The 18,787-nt window shown below is 57.7% G+C and carries 14 protein-coding genes; 10 read left to right on the top strand and 4 right to left on the bottom strand.

The genetic code is table 11. The features are described from left to right. Window positions 1-59: 59 nt before the first annotated feature. Window positions 60-971: an alpha/beta fold hydrolase gene (locus CGK93_RS17930; protein ID WP_089595984.1), complete on the top strand. Its 912-nt coding sequence runs from the start codon at window positions 60-62 to the stop codon at window positions 969-971. 136 nt (window positions 972-1,107) lie between these two features. Further along, window positions 1,108-1,932, top strand: a complete 825-nt coding sequence (locus tag CGK93_RS17925) for an alpha/beta fold hydrolase (protein WP_089595983.1) — start codon at window positions 1,108-1,110, stop codon at window positions 1,930-1,932. A 43-nt stretch (window positions 1,933-1,975) separates the two neighbouring features. On the opposite strand, the gene CGK93_RS17920 is transcribed toward CGK93_RS17925, so the two are convergent. Both CGK93_RS17920 and CGK93_RS17915 read right to left on the bottom strand, forming a co-directional pair. Further along, window positions 1,976-3,859, bottom strand: coding sequence for an FG-GAP-like repeat-containing protein (locus CGK93_RS17920; RefSeq protein WP_198318256.1), 1,884 nt, complete (start codon window positions 3,857-3,859; stop codon window positions 1,976-1,978). A gap of 120 nt (window positions 3,860-3,979) precedes the next feature. Continuing rightward, complete coding sequence (locus CGK93_RS17915) at window positions 3,980-5,668, bottom strand: FG-GAP-like repeat-containing protein (protein ID WP_232481380.1); 1,689 nt, start codon at window positions 5,666-5,668, stop codon at window positions 3,980-3,982. A gap of 509 nt (window positions 5,669-6,177) precedes the next feature. Here CGK93_RS17915 and CGK93_RS17910 point away from each other — a divergent pair. Together CGK93_RS17910 and CGK93_RS17905 are read left to right on the top strand one after the other, a co-directional pair. Beyond that, window positions 6,178-7,449 (top strand): choice-of-anchor P family protein, encoded by a 1,272-nt coding sequence (locus CGK93_RS17910; protein ID WP_157731882.1) that lies wholly within the window; start codon window positions 6,178-6,180, stop codon window positions 7,447-7,449. A 246-nt stretch (window positions 7,450-7,695) separates the two neighbouring features. After that, the gene (locus CGK93_RS17905) at window positions 7,696-8,064 is read left to right on the top strand and encodes a lipoprotein (RefSeq protein ID WP_089595980.1); all 369 of its coding nucleotides are present in this window, start codon (window positions 7,696-7,698) and stop codon (window positions 8,062-8,064) included. A gap of 179 nt (window positions 8,065-8,243) precedes the next feature. Here CGK93_RS17905 and CGK93_RS17900 read toward each other — a convergent pair whose 3' ends face one another. Next, window positions 8,244-9,320 (bottom strand): LCP family protein, encoded by a 1,077-nt coding sequence (locus CGK93_RS17900; RefSeq protein WP_089595979.1) that lies wholly within the window; start codon window positions 9,318-9,320, stop codon window positions 8,244-8,246. A 37-nt stretch (window positions 9,321-9,357) separates the two neighbouring features. Further along, window positions 9,358-10,968 (bottom strand): hypothetical protein, encoded by a 1,611-nt coding sequence (locus CGK93_RS17895; protein WP_089595978.1) that lies wholly within the window; start codon window positions 10,966-10,968, stop codon window positions 9,358-9,360. A 341-nt stretch (window positions 10,969-11,309) separates the two neighbouring features. Here CGK93_RS17895 and CGK93_RS17890 point away from each other — a divergent pair, with 341 nt between their 5' ends. The 6 genes from CGK93_RS17890 to CGK93_RS17865 all read left to right on the top strand — a co-directional run bounded on the left by CGK93_RS17890 (window position 11,310) and on the right by CGK93_RS17865 (window position 18,776). Continuing rightward, window positions 11,310-11,972 carry a hypothetical protein gene (locus CGK93_RS17890; RefSeq protein WP_157731880.1) on the top strand — a complete coding sequence of 221 codons (663 nt, stop codon included), beginning with the start codon at window positions 11,310-11,312 and terminating at the stop codon, window positions 11,970-11,972. Between the two features lie 4 nt (window positions 11,973-11,976). Further along, window positions 11,977-13,254 carry a glycosyltransferase family 4 protein gene (locus CGK93_RS17885; protein WP_089595976.1) on the top strand — a complete coding sequence of 426 codons (1,278 nt, stop codon included), beginning with the start codon at window positions 11,977-11,979 and terminating at the stop codon, window positions 13,252-13,254. Then, window positions 13,251-14,984: a glycosyltransferase family 4 protein gene (locus tag CGK93_RS17880; protein ID WP_089595975.1), complete on the top strand. Its 1,734-nt coding sequence runs from the start codon at window positions 13,251-13,253 to the stop codon at window positions 14,982-14,984. Before CGK93_RS17885 ends, CGK93_RS17880 begins: the two co-directional genes overlap by 4 nt. Window positions 14,985-15,102: 118 nt before the next feature. Next, window positions 15,103-15,990, top strand: a complete 888-nt coding sequence (locus tag CGK93_RS17875) for an ABC transporter permease (protein WP_232481379.1) — start codon at window positions 15,103-15,105, stop codon at window positions 15,988-15,990. Continuing rightward, on the top strand, window positions 15,977-16,870 hold the full coding sequence (locus CGK93_RS17870) for an ABC transporter ATP-binding protein (RefSeq protein ID WP_089595974.1): 894 nt from the start codon (window positions 15,977-15,979) through the stop codon (window positions 16,868-16,870). Before CGK93_RS17875 ends, CGK93_RS17870 begins: the two co-directional genes overlap by 14 nt. Window positions 16,871-16,889: 19 nt before the next feature. Then, entirely contained in the window at window positions 16,890-18,776 is a 1,887-nt protein-coding gene (locus tag CGK93_RS17865; RefSeq protein WP_232481378.1) for a glycosyltransferase family protein, read from the top strand. Window positions 18,777-18,787 lie beyond the last annotated feature (11 nt).

Below are 18,787 nucleotides of genomic sequence, written 5' to 3'. Positions count from 1 at the left end.
AAGGCATGGGCGCATCGTGCGCCTGGAGAGAGGCAGGTTTGAAGAGGTTTGTGAGGAGAATGCTCGTGGCGGTCACCGCAGTAGGTGCAGTGCTGGCAGTGGGTTTGGGCACTACAACCGTGGTGAACGTGGTGGCGGCTGAGTCGGAAAGCCACCGGATTGAGTCGTATGGGGAGAGGGTGGAAGTCGAGGGCGGCTTGATGAACGTCGTGGTCAGCGGCGAGGGGGAGGACGTTGTCCTGTTGCCGGGGTTTGGTACGTCTTCTCCGTTCCTCGACTTTCAACCCTTGGTGGATAACCTCGCCAAGGACCACCGCGTGATTGTGGTGGAGCCGTTTGGGTACGGCTTGAGTGACGGAACGGAGCGCGAGAGAACCACTGGGAATATTGTTTCGGAGGTCCACTCGGCACTTGAAGCGCTGGACGTTGACCGGTACATCCTGATGGGGCACTCCATCGCCGGGATCTACGGCATTGAGTACGCCGCCCGCTATCCGGAGGAGGTGACGGCGTTCGTCGGTATCGACTCGAGCGTTCCCGGGCAACCCGGCATGGACACCCAATTCCCCACCGGTCTCCTGTCCGCTGCTAAGAGCCTGGGGCTTCTCCGCCTGGTGGCCGCAGCAGGCGACGGGTATGGCGAAGCCTACACAGATCACGCCCGTGAGCAGATGCAGATGCTGACGCAGCGGAACTCCATCTCGTCGACCTATCTCAACGAGATGACCCACATCCGCACCAACTTTGAGCGCGCGCTGGGGACCGGCTTCGCGGAGGACTTGCCCTTGCTGCTGTTCGTGGTGTCGGAGAATACGAAGACTCCGGAGTGGCTGGGGTTGCATCAGAGGCAGGCTTCGAGCGTTGCCGACGGTACCGTGGTGCCGCTCCCGGGCGAGCACTACCTCCACCACACGCACGCAGCAGAGATCGCCGACGGGTTTCGGGAGTGGGCCGCCACCCGCACAAAGTAGGCGGGCGGGCCGAAACGAAAGTGTCCCGCCTGATGGGGGATCAGGCGGGACTCATCAACCATAGACTCGCTAGCTGGAAGTTCGCCGGGTGCCCTTTGCCCTCGTCCTGGAGGGGCGCCGAGCGTACGCTGGCCCTATGGAGTCCGAGGTCAGGACTGTCGCCTTGCGCACGGGTATCAGCGTCCCCTGTTTCGTACAAGGTCGCCTTGAACAAGCAGTCGACGACGGCGGCACGCCCTTACTCTTGTTGCACGCCTGGAGCGAGTCCTGGCGCAGTTTCGAGCGGCTGATTGCCGCGGTTCCGGATGCAGTTGTTGTAGCACCTGATCTTCGTGGGCATGGACTTGCCGAGAAGCCATCCGGCGGTTATTCACTGCTGGAAGTGGCCGAAGACGTGGTGGCTCTGTTTGATGTGTTGGGTCTTGTCCATGCCCACGTGGTGGGTTCGTCCAGTGGGGGATATGTTGCCCAACAACTAGCCGTGATGCGTCCGGAACTGGTGGCTTCGCTGATTTTGGTGGGGGCGCCGTTGAGCCTCCACGGGAAGCCGGCGTTCGCCGCCGAAATGGAGTCGCTGACTGATCCAATTTCAGAGGAGTGGGTGCGCGGGTCCTTGTCTTGGTACCGGCTGCTGCACACCGTGCCTGCTTCCTACATTGAAGACCGGGTGCAGGACGGGCTGGCCATGCCGGCGTCTATTTGGAAGGAGTCGCTGCGCGGCTACTACGAAGCGGTGCCGCCAACGGAAACAGGCACCATTTCAGCACCTGCCTTGATTCTCTGGGGCGCCCACGACCATCTAGTTCCGCGGCATCATCAGGAGACCCTTGCCAGCCGCATTCCGGGATCGCGCCTCAAGATTTATGAGGAGACCGGTCACCTGGTGCTATGGGAGTGCCCGGAGCGGGTGGCGGGGGACGTACGGGAGTTTCTGGGTGCTGTGAGGGGCGGCTGGTCCTGATCGTTCAGGGCCAGCCGCCCTTTACCTCTGATGGCTGAGTGCGTTAGAGGATGGCCGTCATGACGTTCCAGCCGGTGCCCACCTTTGTGGCCGTAGGCCAGGCTGCGCCCCCGCTACCTGCGTAGAGCCACAGCTCGCCGGCCGCGTTGCGTGCCAGGATGTCGGCCTTACCGTCGCCGTTGAAGTCACCGGGCCCAACCAATGAATTCATGACGTTCCAGCCCTGGCCGATCTGCTGAGTCGGGAGCCAACCATTACCGTTGCGGTAAAGCTGAAGTGCTCCGGCTGCGTCGCGAGCAACAAGGTCAGGAGTGCTGTCCATGTTGAAGTCACCCACGCCTGTGATTTCGGACATCCCGTTCCAGCCAAAACCTGCATAATAGCGAGGCAACCAACCGCCGTTCCCGTCGCCGCGATAGACAAATAGCCAGCCTTCGCTGGAACGCGCAACGATATCGACGAACTCATCGTCGTTAAACTGTCCGATGCCCTCAATTGCCGTCATGCTCTCCCACCCACTTCCGATCTGGACGCGTGGAAGCCAACCACTCGAGCCGTTACCCGGGTATAGCCAAAGCAGTCCGCTTCCATCGCGGGCCAAAACATCTGCATTACCGTCGCCATTGAAATCTCCGGGCGCGACGATGGCTGTCATGATGTTCCAGCCTTGTCCTACCTGCTTACGGGGCAGCCACCCACCTGAACCGTCGCCGGGGTAGAGCCACAGCAATCCGGCCGAGTCCCTGGCAACGACGTCCGCCGTGCGATCTCCGTTGTAGTCGTTCTTGACGGGCGGTTTTGTGTTCCCATCAATGACGGATATGTGGTTACCGACCACAGTGTAGACCTTGTTGTTGGACGGGTTTACGGCAGCCATGAGCCACGGCGAAATCCTCAGCGTCGTTGTGCCGTTGTTCCGACCGTCAATGACTGTGGTACCTCGGTCGGCCATCGAAACATAGATCTTGTTATTCGTCGGGTTCACCACGATTTTCTTCACCCGCGTAGGCGTGGGGATTTTTGCTGTCTCCTTCATAGTGGTCCCATCGACAATACGGACGGATCCACTATTGGATGCAGCAGCCGAACCGATGTAGAGCTGGTCTGTCGCCGGATTCAGGGCCCAGTTCTCCAGGGGGCCGTCCCAAGATAGCGTGGCGGTGATGGTGTCGCTGACGCCATCGATCACTTTGAGGCTGGAACCGGATATCGTCTTGGTTGTGATGTAGATCTTATTTTTCACAGGATTCACTGCCCAGTTAAGGACGTCAATTCCGTCGACGTTCAGGGTTGAGGTGATTTTTCCGGATGCATCAATGACACGTACGCCGGCATTTGAGAGTACGTATGCCTTATTTGAGACTGGATTGACAATGGTCCTACCACGGCCTGCGGAACCCGCCACGAGAGTGGGGGTATTAGTGTCTCCATCTAGCACCGTGATCCCTGCGTCCGTGTTGACGTAGACCCTATTGGCCTTCTCGTTCACAGCAATATCACCGACGTATGAATCGAACGGAATTAGGGTGGACTCCTGAGTCCCTTCATCGATCACTACAAGGGCATTTCTCTCCATCATCGACGCGTCAGAACTTGCGACGTAGAGTCTGTTCGTCGTCGAGTTGACGGCCAACACCCCAGGCGAGTCACCCGCCCAATTCACCGGACTCGAGCCTCGGTCTTTGACTCTGAGCACGGCGCCATCTGACCGTATGTACGCTGTGTCAGTTGTGGAATTTACCGCGATGGATGCGGCCTCACCCTCAATGTGGAAATCATCCCCAACAATGTCAGCCGAGGCCGGCCCCGCCGTCATTCCCAGCGACAACACCAGCGCCAAACCGGCGGCCACAGACGTAGACGCAGCTAGCCGTCGTCGTTGATTTAAATTCTTTGACGGGCGCGTTTCATCCAAAGCAACAGACATAAGATCCCCCATTGATAGTGACGCTCAACAGCGTCGGTAGTCGGATTCTATAGCGGATAGACCGACGGCCAACCCAAATTCGATCAGGGTTGGCCGTTGGTTGTCATGAAATGGTGTCAATCAGAGAATGGCGGACATGCCGTTCCAGCCTGAGCCCACTTTGCTCGAGGTGGGCCACGATGCTCCGCCGTTGCCCGCATAGAGCCACAGCTCGCCTGCGGCGTTGCGGGCGAGAATATCGGCCCTGCCGTCGCCGTTGAAGTCGCCGGGACCAACAAGTGAATTCATGTTGTTCCAACCCTGTCCAATGGTCTGCTTTGGGAGCCAGCTTCCATAGCCGTTGGGCGGATAGAGGAACAGAGTTCCGGCGCCGTCGCGGGCTACGAGATCAGAGACCCCATCACCGTTGAAGTCAGCTACGCCAGTAATCTCGGACATTCCGGTCCAGCCGGAACCGGCCCACATCCGGGGCAGCCAACCGCCCTTGCCATCTCCGCGATATACCCAGAGCGCGCCATCGCGGGCACGAGCTACGACATCAGCGAATCCGTCACCATGAAAGTCGATCGCCTCAATTGCGCTCATGCCTTCCCAGCCGCTGCCTACCTGCACACGAGCGAGCCAGCTGCCGGAACCGTTGCCTGGGTAGAGCCACAACACTCCGCCTCCGTCTCGAGCCAAGACATCGGCATTGCCATCTCCGTTGAAGTCGCCGGGAGCCACGAGGGCGTTCATGACGTTCCAGCCCTGTCCCACCTGGAGGCGCGGCAGCCAGCCGCCGGAGCCATCGCCGGGGTAGAGCCAGAGCACCCCCGCAGTATCTCTGGCTAAGATGTCGGCCTTGAGATCTCCATTGAAGTCGTTCTTGACGGGCTGTTCCGCATTTCCGTCAATGACGCCCACAGAATCACTCTCGGAGTTGACCACGTAAACCTTGTTGTTGGACGTGTTCACGACTGCAGCGTCGGGTTCCTGGCCCGTATAAAGCGCTCGGCTGGTGTTGTTTCGGCCATCAATGATGGTGGTTCCACGGCCAGTCATGGTGGCGTAGATCTTGTTGTTGGACGGGTTTACCACGATGCTGCGAACCCGGGTAGCCGTGACTATATGCGCAGTTTCCCTCAGAGTGGCGCCGTCGATCACCTTGATGGATCCGTCGCTGTTCCAGGTACCAGATTCGACGTAGATCTTGTCGGTGGCGGGGTTCACCGCCAAAGTTCCGAGCGGGCCTTCGGATGCCATGGATCCAGTGATCTTGTCAGTGGCACCGTCGATGACCTTGACGCTGGATCCATACTTTGGTGTCGTCGTGACGTAGATTTTGTTCTTTGACGGATTGATCGCTATAGCGCCGATCCCGCCCGCACCCACGGACACAGTTGACGTGATCTTTCCGCTGGCGTCGATGACTTTCACAGTCCCGGCGGAAAGAGCGTAGGCCTTGTTGGTGGCGGTATTGACTGCAATGTCTTGCGCGCCGGCGGAGTTCAGGATCGGAGTGGCCACGTTTGTAGCGCCATCGATGATCTTGAGGCCATTTGCAGTGCTGACATAGACCTTATTGGTCTTTTCGTTTACCGCAATGACGTCTGCATTAGCGCCAACTGAGACGGTGGTGGCTGCGTGGGTCACGCCGTCAACTACTGCGACCGAACTGGAATCGCTGACGTAGATCTTGTTCGTCGCCGAGTTTACAGCGATGCGCGACGACAAGATATCGGGCTGATACACATTCGCCGTGCCACCCCCGCCGATGCTGTAAATGCCGCCCAAAGTCGACACGTAGGCTGTGCCGGTTACCGAATTCACGGCTATATTGGAAGGCTGCTCACCCACTAGGACAGCATCCTTGACAACGTCAGCCGTTGCCGGCGCGGTAGCCGCTCCCAACACCAGTGCCAGGGTCAAAGCGGCGGTGCCGAGCCCAGAGACTGTTTGCCGCCGTCGTATACCCACCGGCCCGCACGCGCGCGAACCACACAAAACATTACTCAAGGAATCCCCCGGAAGTCGTGACGCTGATGTGCGTCTTTACGGGCATTCTATAGCCCGTATGCGATCGCGGATGAATGCTACCGATGACGGTCGAGTGGTGTGGGGCGGGCTGCTTGAAGCCCTAGGGAATCGCCGGGTGTCAGGACCAAAGCAAGGGGACGGGCATTAGAGATTTGTGATGAAAAAAGTCGCAAGTAATATGCTGGAATCACAAATTCTGTATGTGAAAAGCTTCTTGGCTTTCGGTCTATTGCCAGTAGAGACCTTGGACGTTACGGTGTGATCACCATCACTGCATCGTGTTCTACTACTGGGGGCATTACATGAAACGTTCTATGATCGCATTAGCGGGCGCTCTTGCGCTTGCGCTTACGGGCGGCGCCACCTCTTCGGCCTTTGCCACTACAAGCATTACGCCGGCACAAATCACTACTGGATTCGCGGGATCCGCATACGGGTCATACATTTTCAACACAGACAAGACACTGACTTCCGGTCCAACTGCCAGCGCGAGCATTGCCTGCACGGGTGCTACGGGTAAGACGGCCTCCAACAACGTCAGCGGGCTTAACGTCCCCGCTGTTGGAACTGTTGGAAATGCAACCACGACTGTCAAGACAGTGCTCACCACAACAAGTAAACGCATTGAGGGGAAGTCGACCGTAGCCGGGGCGAACCTGCTCGGTGGTCTCATCACCGCGGGTGCCATAACCTCTGAAAGCACCGCAGACAAGAACACCGCTGGTGCTTTTGCCGGGACAAATCAAACAACTATTGCCGACCTTAAAGTGTTGGGCATTGCTGTAAACGCCAATCCGGCAGCCAATACCGTTATTGATCTCAAAGTGCCGCTTCTGGGTTCGGTAGGAAAAGTTACACTGAACGGGCAGGAGAAGCGCCTGGTCGGCACCACCTACCAAGTCTCCACGACAGCACTGCGGGTGGAGATCCTTAAAGCTGGGCTTCTTGGCCTAAAGGTCGGAACAGACATCCGCCTCGGAGTTAGCAACGTTAAATTGACGCCGCCGCAGACCGGTTATCTCGCTGGGACAGGTTACGGCACTAGGGCAACTCTGGCATCCGGTCTCATCGGGTCCGGCCCGACTGCACTGGCGTCCGTCAAATGCGCTGGAGGAACGACATCGGCGAATGTGGCCGGAGTTAGCATCCCTGGTGTGGTCTCGGCTGGAGCTTCGGTGACGACAGCTACGGGCGTGCTGACGCCTGAGGCAAAGAGCACTGTGGTCAATACCATCGGCGGAGTCAATGTTCTGAACGGCGCCATACAGGTTGAGGCCATCAAGGCAGAAACCAGCGCAAGTCGTGCTCCGAGTGGGGGCCCGGTTAAACTGACGGACACGTCGACATTCACGAATCTCAGGATCGCTGGATTGCCGGCAATCAACGCTTCAGTTGCCCCGAACACAGTCATTCAGGTACCGGGACTGGGCCAGGTCACCCTACATAAGGTCAGCAAGTCATCGACCACGATCATCGTCACAATGGTCGAGATCGTCCTTAGCCAAGCGCTTGGCACTCTACCGACAGGGTCCAAAATTCAAATCGGGTACTCCAACTCAAGCGTCGGAGCCTAATCCTCGTAGTTCTCTGATCTACCCAAATCGATTAAGTCCCGCCAACGTCAAGTTGGCGGGACTTTCTGGTGGGAACTAAAGCCCGCCCAACACCCCGGGCCTCGCTGGTGAGTCAGGGTCAGTACAAGAGCTGGGCGCCCCTAAAGCACGGGTGACAAGTGGGTCCGTGGCGCCGCATCGGATAGTGTCGTCTGCGGGCCAAGTGCCCACGACCTGTACTGCTACCCCCAGGAGAATTCCACAGTTATGAGACGCGCACTCTCCGCTGCCCTGATCACACTCGCCCTGGCTGGGTGCTCCGCCCCGAGCCAGTCCGAGCCCCAGCCTACGACTACGGAGTCAAAACCAGCAGTCCCCAAGGTGACGGAAGAACAGAGCGCTGACCTCTTGAAGCGCATTTCTCCAGTGGCTCCGAAATTCACGCAGGAAGAGATCGCAACCAATTCCCGCTATGTCTGCGCTGCCATCCTTCAAGGCGGCAGCGACAAAGCGCTGGTGGCTACTGTGGTCAAGCATTTCAACCGTGCAGACGATCCCATAGCGGATACCGAGGCGGCCGGAGTTGTGGAAGCAATTCGAGCCAACGGGTTCTGCCAAGAGAATGGCGCATCCTAACGATTAGTGCCCGCTCCGTTTCCGTTCGAATAGCTCCTGCGTCATGGCCTGACTCGAATGGGAACGGTGCCCAGTTCCACGTGCCAGAGGCCGGGAAGCCACAAAGAAGCCCCTGGACGCGACGAGTGCGCGTACAGGGGCCCAGGCCCAGCAACAACATTTGCGGCTTGACTCCGGTGCTAGTTTCCTTTTTCCAGAGCGTGGGCAGTGACATAGGCACCCAGCTGATCCTTGGAAAGGGCTCCTGCGATCTCTGCTATGGCTGTTGTGTCTGCGACAACAATTGACTGGCCGTCAGCTGAACTGCCCGTGCCGAGAGTTGGCAAAGTGAACATCACAGTGTCATTGGCTCGCAGATCCTTCATACCCAGGGCAAGGCTGCCGATGGCAGCCGCGTCGAAGCTCTTGTCGACGCTGATGAAAGGAGACACTGCGCCAACCATACTGTTGACGGTCACAGGGTTGGTCAGAGTTTCCCGCGCGATCGTCTTGCTGATGATTGCTTTCATGTATGCCTGCTGGTTCCGCACGCGCTGGTAGTCGCCGTCGCTGAACGACATACGTTCACGGACAAAAGCCAGCGCCTCGTCGCCATTAAGTGTCTGCTTTCCGGCTTCGTAGTAGTGGCCCTTCATAGGGCCCTTGGCCGGTGCAAAGGGGATCTTTACGTCGACTTCTACTCCGCCCAGAGCATCAGTAAGACCCTTGAAGCCTTCAAAATCGACCATTGCGACATGATCAATGCGCTGTTGGAATAGGGACTCAACAGTCTGGACCATAAGTGGCACGCCCCCAAGAGCCAATGCAGAGTTGATCTTTGACTCCCCCTTCCCCGGAATATCTACCCAAAGGTCACGCATAAGTGATACTGCGTATACGTTCTTGCGGTCTGCCGGGATGTGCACGAGCATCAACGTGTCAGCTCGCTGGTCGGTGGAAGCCTGAGTATCAACGTCGAGCTCCGCAGACCCCCGAGTGTCACTGCCCATCACAAGGATGTTCATTGCGGCGGTGCCATTCACGGGCTCGGTCTTCTGAGGTCGTGTCGACTCTTCAGGGAAAGCCGTCTCGATCTTGGTGGTGCCCGAATTGAACGTCTGAGCAAGGTTGTAAAGATAGCCACCCCCAATCAGACCCGCGACGAGCACGGCGGCTGCAAAGCCAAGGAGTACGTTCCGTACAGTTTTCTTGCCGCTTTTCTGCCGTCTGGGACGGGACTCTGAGGTGGGAGTTTCGGTATCGTTCGGGAGCGTCATGTGTTCCTTGATGTTGGCATCAGCAGTGACGATTCTATCAAGGCGAATATACGCCGTCCGCAAACTCCATGTTTTGGCCGGAGTCTTGCCGGTTGGTGACGTTCACCAGGTACGGGGTTCCGGGGGGCAACGTTGATCCATCGAGACTAATGACGATCGATTCAAGTCTTGGATTAGAGCCGCCGTCCTCACCGTATCTTTTCGCCGTGCTTGAAGGGTTTGAGTCCAGCTCATGGGAAGCGCCGTCACTTGTGGTCCAGGACACTTTCACTTGTCCGCCGGAGAGATTGAATCCGACGACGGTTATTACGCCTGCGTCAGCGTCGACTTTAGCGTCGGTCACGATGGGCGACGTATGCCCCGACTGCAATTGCTCCTTGAGCGGCGTGCCGGTGCCTTTGCACGTGAAGTAGGGATCCCACATGAATGAAATTATCTTTTCAGCCTGAGCCATCTGTTGAAGCTGGCGATCCATTCTTTCCAAGGTGGTTTGCCCACGAAGGCTGTTGCCGCACGTATTGGTCTTTGTAGAGGGGGCCATGCCTTCCAAGTTGGCCCACAAAACGGCACCTGTCCCGGTGATGCCATCCGCTGCGGCTTGGAAGTAGTCCCTATTGGGTGCCACGTACTTCTCACCCCACGTCCCGTTGCCGACGATGGTTGCGGCGAAAGTATCCACGGGCCTGTCGCCCTCGCTGGGCATATAGGCTGCGCCCTTTCCAGTTCCCATACCATCTTGGATGGCGATGTTCAGTGCGAGGCCACCCGAGGTCTGGGCGATCCGGCGTATCCCGAGCCGGGCATCTTGAGGGCTGACGTTGGACGCCGCCGATCTGGACTCGATATATGGACTAATGACCGCTGAACGGGATGGAAGTACGCGCTTAATTGCCGTGTTTTGCATCTTGTAGAGAGACAAAACAGGGTCGAAGAATTGATTGGAGCTAATCGGCATCTCGAAGTGATGGTAAAAGCCGGCAAGGCCTGGAACATCATTATTGGCTGCCTGGTACTCCAAGAACCGCTCCGTGAAAAGGTCGAGGGTATTCATGTAGGAAAGATCGGGAAGGTAGTCCACGTCGGTCCGCTTGACTGGTGCCGGGAGACCCGCATAGAACTTCATGTCCAACTCCGTTGCCGCCGACGACAACGCGGCGGCTGGATCTTCGGCAGACTCTTTGCTGCCCCCCACTATCACCACGTCATAGGTTCCGTCGGGGGAGGTGCAGCCGCGGCCCTCTGTGGGCAGTACCAAGATGGTGTAGGACTTATCAGCGGATGAGACACTCCGGTCATTGGGACATTTCGCCACAGAGTCCCCCCAGTGGCTTCCGTCGGAATAGGTGAAGTATCGATGAACGCTCAAGGACGTGCTGACGAATTTGCCGCAGGCCACACCTTGCACAACGCAGTCGGTCGGAAGGGATTCCACCGTGGCCGGTCTCAAAAGGGTGCCAAAAGTGATCGCTGTATCTCCACCCAAGGCCTTGATATCTGCCATCTTCTCCCTGTTGGCGGATGACTCGGTATTGGCGGTGATGAAGTAACCGCTGATGGGATGGGATGGCGGTGAAGCGGGGGCGTTGGGTGTCACGGCATTGTTGGGTGTAACGGCCTTATTGTCCCAGGGAGCGAAGATCACGCCCACGACGACCAGGAGGGCCGCGAGAATGGCGAGGGACCATCGCCCAGCTCCTCCGGAAGATGGCCTCAGCAGCCATGATTGTCGGGAGAAGTTTAGGGGTGTCATGTAATCCTCTGAATCGACGTCAGCAGAGACGACTCTACCAAGGGCGGCCATAATCAAGCCCAGTGGGGTGGACTCGCGACGAGGTCCCTGCGGCTGAGGGGGGCTGGGTCTAATCCATACGATAAACTAACGTGGGTCGCCCCTCCGCGGAGGGGGACGTCCGCGCGCCGTCATGTCTCAGGCGGTAGCGATGGATGGATCGTAGATAGCGTTCTAAAACATACACAACGGGGGGAAAGTTGGGCACTGGAATCAAACGTGTTCAAGCCATGCTCGTGGTCTTTTTGCTGGCCATTATCGGGTTCATTGGCATCCAACCCGCCATCGCAACCGAGTTGGAGCCGGGCCCCGGGACCGAAACCGGGCAACCAACCGATCCGGGAGTCCCGACTAAACCAGTGGTGCCGCCTGTCGTTGTCCCTCCCATTTTGGAGCCGTCTCCGACGCTCACCCCGTTGGAGCCTGAGCAAAGCCCAGAACCCGTTCCTCCGCCAGTAGAGCCAGCACCTGTTGCTCCGCCCGTCACGGAGCCCGCAGTCCCACCGGCCGTTGAGCCGGTCGCACCCGCGTCTCCCACGCAAGAATCGCCGTTGCCGGTCCTGCCCACGGACTCCGGGATTCAAGGCTATGTTGAAGAACCTCTGGTTCCTGTCGAAACCACGACAGCCCCGGCGGAGCCCACCCCGACCCCAACGCCGACACCGTCGGCAACTAAGTCAGCGGCGCCACCTGTTGCCAGCGCCGATATTGCCGGCCCGCTGAAGGTTGCGCTGGCCCCCGTCGCTGAAAATAACCCCATCGTCCAAGGGGTTACTGTTCTGGTGCTGATTCTGCTGGGTGTTGCGTACTTCCGGGCTCTGCGTTCCAAGGGGAGCCCTCGCCCCCGCCTCAACGGCAAGTAGGCCCATGGTTAACTCCCTCACCGGGGACAAGGCTGCGGAAATTCCCGCTCCACCGATGCGCCTCATGCTCCTCACGCACTCTTACTGGCCCGAACATAGCCCACCTCAACGTAGATGGGCATCCCTCGCTCGAGAATTCCGAAGGGCTGGCTGGGACGTTGACGTTGTCGCACCTGTAGCGCATTATCCAAACGGCCGGCGCAATCTGCCCCGCAGGCAAGCGGGACTCGCCTTCTCGCACCAGCGGGGTCTCCATGGAGAGACTATCCGCCGTGTCCCTTACCTGCGACACATGGGCACTTCGTCCCTGGCCCGATTCATGGATCAACTCTTCTCTGCCATTATGTCCGTCCCCGTAGGTCTGGGAGGAAAGAAGCCCGACGCAATCCTTGCCACGGCTCCCAGTCTCCCAACGTTGGCTACTGGATACGTTCTCTCCAAGCTCAGGGGAGTCCCGTTCATTGTGGAGATGCGTGATGCTTGGCCGGACCTGGCACGGGATGCCCGTATCGTCCAGGGCAGCGTAAAGAGCGTAGTTGAGCACGCCGTGGAGTTCTTGCAGCAACGGGCCGACCTCGTCGTGACGGTGACAGAAGGATTTGCTGACACGCTACGAGCGAGGGGCATCAAGCACGTAGCCACAGTAAGTAATGGCCTGGACCTCCATACCGTCCCATTCCTGGAGCCGCCGGCTCTGGACCGGAAGGAGTTTCGTGCTCTGTATCTTGGAAATCACGGCAAAAGCCAGAAATTGGACGTCCTTATCCGCGCCAGCGCGTTGTTGGGTGATGGCTTTCATCTAACCTTGGTCGGCCAGGGAACAACCAGGCCTCAACTGGTCAAGCTAGCCCGAGAGCTGAATGCGCCGGTGACGTTTTATCCGTCGCTTCACGGACCTGCTGTTCTGGAAAAATATCGGGAAACGGACACATGTATCGTGTCTCTTCGCGATGACTGGAAGTCGTTTGAAACCACCGTTCCATCGAAGACATACGAGGTTCTCGCAATCGGCAGGCACGTGACTGCAATTGTTCGAGGTGAGGCTGAGCGAATTATCCGCGAGGCCAAGGCAGGTGATGTGGTTAATGCCAATCCCGAAGCTGTCGCTCAACTATGGCGCGAGCTTGCTCAGGACCGCCAAAGGCTTACCGCAGGCAAAAGTGGGCGGGAGTGGGTAAGCGAGCACGCGGACTATGCACACCTTGCCCTTCAATATATGCAGGAGATCGCCACAGTAGTAGGTAAGAATTCCCATGCCTCAGGACGGCGGGGATCACGATGATCCACGTCATGAACAACTTGAAGCTGGCCATGAGCACAGTTATCGAACACATGACGGAAGCGCCGTTCATGCTGGTGCTCCTGATGCTCAGGCGGCTGCCATCATCCGTGGTTGGACCTGCTGCGCTCATTGTCGCCAAAGTGGCGCCAAGATCCGCTAAACCGCTATTTTTGCTCGCAAGCCACGCTGCGGGTGATACTCGCGGGCTGGTGAGGCGGTTCGAGTGTGCCGCTGCTCAAAAAATCTCAGCTGGACAGGCTCGGAAGGCAAGCGAAGTTGCCCTTGCCGCAGGACAAACTGAATGGTCCGACATATTCTTGCGGCAGGCATCAGGAACACGTCATGCTCCCGCGACTTCGGCGCGACGCAAGTGGTACGACGGTGACATGTCCGGAGCCGTAGAGGCTCTTGCAGGTCAGTCCGCAGGCATGGCCAGGCAGCGAAAGCGCCTTGAATCAGAGTTGAGGGTCTTCCAAGGCTGGCATCCCGTTCTGCCGAAAGTCAGCTCGGAGCCACAGCCTCGCCGCGTCATGCACCTTTTGACAAATTCAGTGCCCCATACGGCCAGCGGTTACGCCCGGCGTACACACTCGATCCTCACGGCCCAACAGAACTCCGGTTGGGAGACGTTGGCCGTCACCCGCCTGGGGTATCCGGTCCAGATCGGTGCGCTCACGGCTCGGAAGGATGACGTGGTGGATGGGGTTCACTACACGCGCTTACTGCCAAGTCACATGGCCAAGTCCATGGATGGTCGATTGCAGCAACAAGCCAATGAGCTTCTCAAAGTAGCCCGGCGTTTCAATCCTGGCATTATCCACACGACCACTCACTTTGTCAACGGTGTGGTCGCACGCGAAGTAGCCAGCGCTTTGGACGTACCTTGGGTTTACGAAGTTCGTGGGCAGTTGGCCGATACTTGGGCATCAACCCGCGGGGATGAAGCACGATGCAGCGAACGCTATCAACTGTTTGTGGAGCGCGAGGCTGAAATCATGCGCAGCGCTGACTTGGTGGTAACTCTCGGCGAGGCCATGAAGAGCAATATCGTTGCGTCTGGAGTCCCAGCCAGTAAGGTGCTCATCTGTCCGAATGCTGTCGGCGGGTCCTACTTGAGCGAACCCCTGCAGCATAAGGCGGCGCGACTGGCTCTGGGTCTTGACCCAGAGGGACTTTACATAGGAACTGTCAGCAGCCTCGTGGACTACGAAGGGATTGATGATCTCGTCACAGCATTTGCGCTGCTTGCACCTCGGCTGTCAAAGTTGAAGTTGATCGTGGTGGGAGATGGGGCGGCTGCTCCTGCGCTTCAAGACCAGGTCCGGCGGCTGGGTCTATCGGACCGGACTCATTTCGCGGGGCGAGTGCCACCAGCGCAAGCGCATCTCTTCCACCAGGCTCTGGACGTATTCGTCGTGCCTCGGAAGGACCTCGCCGTAACGAGGGCAGTTACGCCGTTGAAACCCGTTGAGGCATTGGCATCGGGGAGGCCGGTGGTGGCCAGCGATCTTGATGCCTTGAGGGAGATCGTGCATGACGGGGTGAACGGCCGCCTGGTACCGGCGCAGAATCCCCACGCGCTTGCCGAAGCACTGCTCGAGTTGCTTGAGGATGCAGGTCTGCGTCTGCGGTTTGGCGCCGCCGGCCGTCAGGGAGTCTTGGACACCAGGACGTGGAGTGCAAACGCAGATTTATACGGCAAGGCTTACGAGACACTGAGGGGCAACTGATGTCAGGGGACAACATGGCGACGCCTGCGGTGCCTGATGGCACCCACAACGACGTACTGGTTCAGTTGGCTGGAGCTTGCGACACCGTGTGTTCGAAACGATCTAGGAGACCCATTTAGTGTCGGCAAAGAAGGCTAAGCTTCCACCGCCGGCGGCAATACAGCCGTTGTCGGTGGATATCAGGAAGCTCTCCCGGGTGGGGTCCCGTCCGGGGTTTCTGGACTACCTGGTCCAATTATGGGACTACCGTCAGTTTATTTTCTACGATGCCCGGGCTCGCGTGCAGAGTGGAACGCGAAAAGACCGGCTAGGTAGCGCGTGGCTACTGTTGAATCCCGTTTTTAACGGACTGACGTATTACTTCGTGTTCGGATTGTTGCTGCAGACCAGCCACGGCATCGATAACTTCGTCGGTTACTTAGTGGTTGGAATCTTCCTTTTCCAGTTCAGTTCTGGCGCGATCACATCAGGTGCGCGATCAATACGCAACGGCAAGTCTGTCGTCCAAGCATTCAACTTTCCACGGGCAGCCCTGCCTTTGGGTGCCAACATGCGTGAGATGCTCTCAGCCGTGCCCTTGATCTTGGGCATGCTTCTTCTCATAGTCATAGTGCCGCCCGCCGAGAAGGTCAGCGTTCTCTGGCTTCTCACCATTCCCGCAGTGATTCTTCAGGGAATCTTCAATCTTGGGATCGGCCTGATACTTGCACGCGTTATTTCGAAGGTGCATGACGTTACGCACCTCCTTCCGTTCGCTATTCGTGCCTGGATGTACGGTTCGGCTGTCTTCTACTCCTACGAACGATTCGTGTCCGATCCGACGATTCTCGCCGTGATGAAGTTCAATCCGCTCTTCAACGTCATTGACATCGTTCGCAGCAGCGTCCTTTACGACCGTGTGCCTTCTTGGGAGTCATGGGCAACTCTGGGTGTCGTCGCACTGGGGGCACTCTTGGTTGGCTTCGTATTCTTCTGGCAAGGGGAGGAGACTTATGGGCGCGATTGATTCAACTGCATTTCTGGACGGTCCTCCATGCGTAGTGATAGACAAGGTCCGGATGACTTATCGGGTGCCATCTTCTGATGGACGCAGCACGTCCAGCAGACGGGGAATCAGGGGAAGAATTACAAGCCTGCTTGAGCGGCCGAACTTGGTCACCGTTTCTGCGCTCAAAGAGATCTCTTTGGTCGTGGAAAGGGGCGAGTCTGTCGGCATCATCGGGCGGAATGGTTCTGGAAAAAGCACAATGATGAAGTTGATCAGCGGCCAGGTGGCGCCTACCGACGGCGCTGTCTACGCTTCAAGCACTCCCGTTCTCCTTGGTGTCAATGCCGCACTGGTCCCTGAACTTTCCGGCGATCAAAACGTCGTTCTGGGCTGCCTCGCTATGGGTATGACCAGGGAGCAGATCGATGCTCGCTTCGACAATATCGTCGAAGTCTCAGGTTTGGATTCCGCCATCTTCCTGCCAATGAAAACGTACTCTTCAGGCATGGCGTCCAGACTGCGCTTTGCTATTGCAGCATCTGTTAATCCGGAGATCCTCCTGGTCGATGAAGCGCTGAACACTGGCGACGCGCAGTTCAACAACCGAAGTAAAGCGCGCATGGATGAGCTGCGGGCCCAAGCGGGTTGCGTCTTCATCGTCAGTCATGGTCTGGATACCATTCGGGACATGTGCAGCAGGGTGATCTGGCTGGATAAGGGCGAGCTCATCATGGATGGACCCGCTGAAGACGTGACAGCTACTTACAAAGACTTCTCATCCAACCTATCCCGTGGGAACAACCTCACAGCCGCAGGTATCAAGGATGAAGCCCGTGCAAACCTTGTCGCTACACGTGTGCTCGAACGAGCCAGCGGGCGTCGTATGGAAGGACGCTGACATGCTAGTGATAGAGGACATGCGCAAAGCTGCATGGCATTTCCGGCAGGGAGGACTAAACCAGCTCCTGGAGTGGCGCAGGAGACGAAAAGTCGAGAAGCGAATCAACAGTTCTCGCGGCAAGAGCAAGACTCGGGCTGGTTCAATCTCAGAGCCGGGCAACCTGGTGGCGTTTGGGCCCTATCGCGTCCCTGATCGTGATCCCCGGCGCCAGGACCTTACAGTTGGCGTGATTCTGGATGACTTTTCGAGTGCTGCCTACTCCTTTGAATGGAACCTGCTGCATCTTCGAAAAGACTCGTGGCAGGAGCAACTGGCGGCAACGTCAATCGATTTCTTGTTCGTAGAGTCAGCCTGGAACGGCAACCAAGGCTCCTGGAAGTACCAGCTCATGGGCACATCCGGACCAAAGCCCGAGTTCTTGGAATTGGTTGCCTGGTGCCGGGCGCGTCAGATCCCAACGGTCTTTTGGAACAAAGAGGATCCGCCTCACTACGATGACTTCCTGCCTGCGGCTCGTGAGTTCGACATGGTTTTCACGAGTGATTCAGACCGTATTCCCTCCTATCAGAGGGACTTGGGCCACGACCGCATAGCTCCGCTGCCGTTTGCTGCGCAGCCGGCAATCCATAATCCGATTCGTATCGGAGAAGGACGTCACTCACGAGGGGTGGCCTTCGCGGGGATGTACTTTGCTCATAAATACCCAGAACGCCGCCAGCAAATGGATCTACTTCTTAATGCAGCGAGGGATGCATCCTCTAAGTCAGGGCCAAGGCTGGACATCTTTTCGCGTCAACTCGGTGGAGATTCCAGTTACCAGTTCCCAGTACCGTTCAATGAGAATGTGGTCGGGAGTCTGGATTACGCAAAAATGTTGACCGCATACAGGGCGTACAAGGTATTTCTTAACGTCAATTCCGTTGTCGGCTCGCCCAGCATGTGCGCGAGACGGATTTTTGAGATCACCGCTTCGGGGACGCCCATCGTCTCAACACCGAGCTCCGCCATCGGTCACTTCTTTGAGCCGGATGAAGTCTTCGTAGCGGGTTCGCAGGAGCAAGGTGAACATCAGATCAGGATGTTGGCGCGCAGCTCCGAACTCAATGACCGAGTAGTTCACAGGGGCCAACGACGGATCTGGAGCGAGCACACCTACGCCCACAGGGCGGAAACAATAGTCGCATCAGTTCTCCCGGAGCTGTTGCGACCGGTCCAGCTGCCAACAGTCAGTGCACTCGTGCCGACCATTCGACCACATCAGCTGGAGAATGTGTTCGCGACCATCGGTAGTCAATCGGACGTTGATGTTGAGTTGGTACTTCTAACGCACGGATTCGAAGTAGCCATGGACCATGTCGAGGATTTGGCCGCAAAGCACGGGGTTCAGCGCTTCAAGCTTCTGACTGCGTCCAGAGACTTGACGTTGGGTGAATGCCTGAACCAGTGTGTCGCCGCGTCTTCGAGTGAAGTTCTCACAAAGATGGATGACGACGACTACTATGGTCCGCAATATCTTGTGGACCTCCTTCATGCACTTGATTACTCGAAGGCAGACGTGGTGGGAAAGCAAGCGCACTACATGCACTTCGTGTCGACAAAGGCGACGGCGCTCCGTATCGCCCATATGGAACATCGTCTAACCCGCTTTGTGGTTGGACCGACTATCACGGCACGACGTGAAGTCTTTGAATCCAATCCTTTTGAAGCTGTTAACCGTGGAGAAGATACAGGCTTCCTAAAAGCCGTCACCACGGCGGGTGGCTTCATCTATTCTGCCGACAGATTCAACTTCTGCCAGATCCGGCAGGGCGACGGTCATACTTGGGATGTCTCAGATGAGGAACTGGCCGCGTCCGGCGAAATCAGGTTCTTTGGAGATCCCAAAGAACACATCACTGTTTAACTAAAAAGGGG

It is taken from the genome of Arthrobacter sp. YN, from assembly GCF_002224285.1.
Classification (GTDB): Bacteria; Actinomycetota; Actinomycetes; order Actinomycetales; family Micrococcaceae; genus Arthrobacter.
Note: the sequence above shows the minus strand (reverse complement) of the source record. Positions and strands in the feature narration are given on the sequence as shown.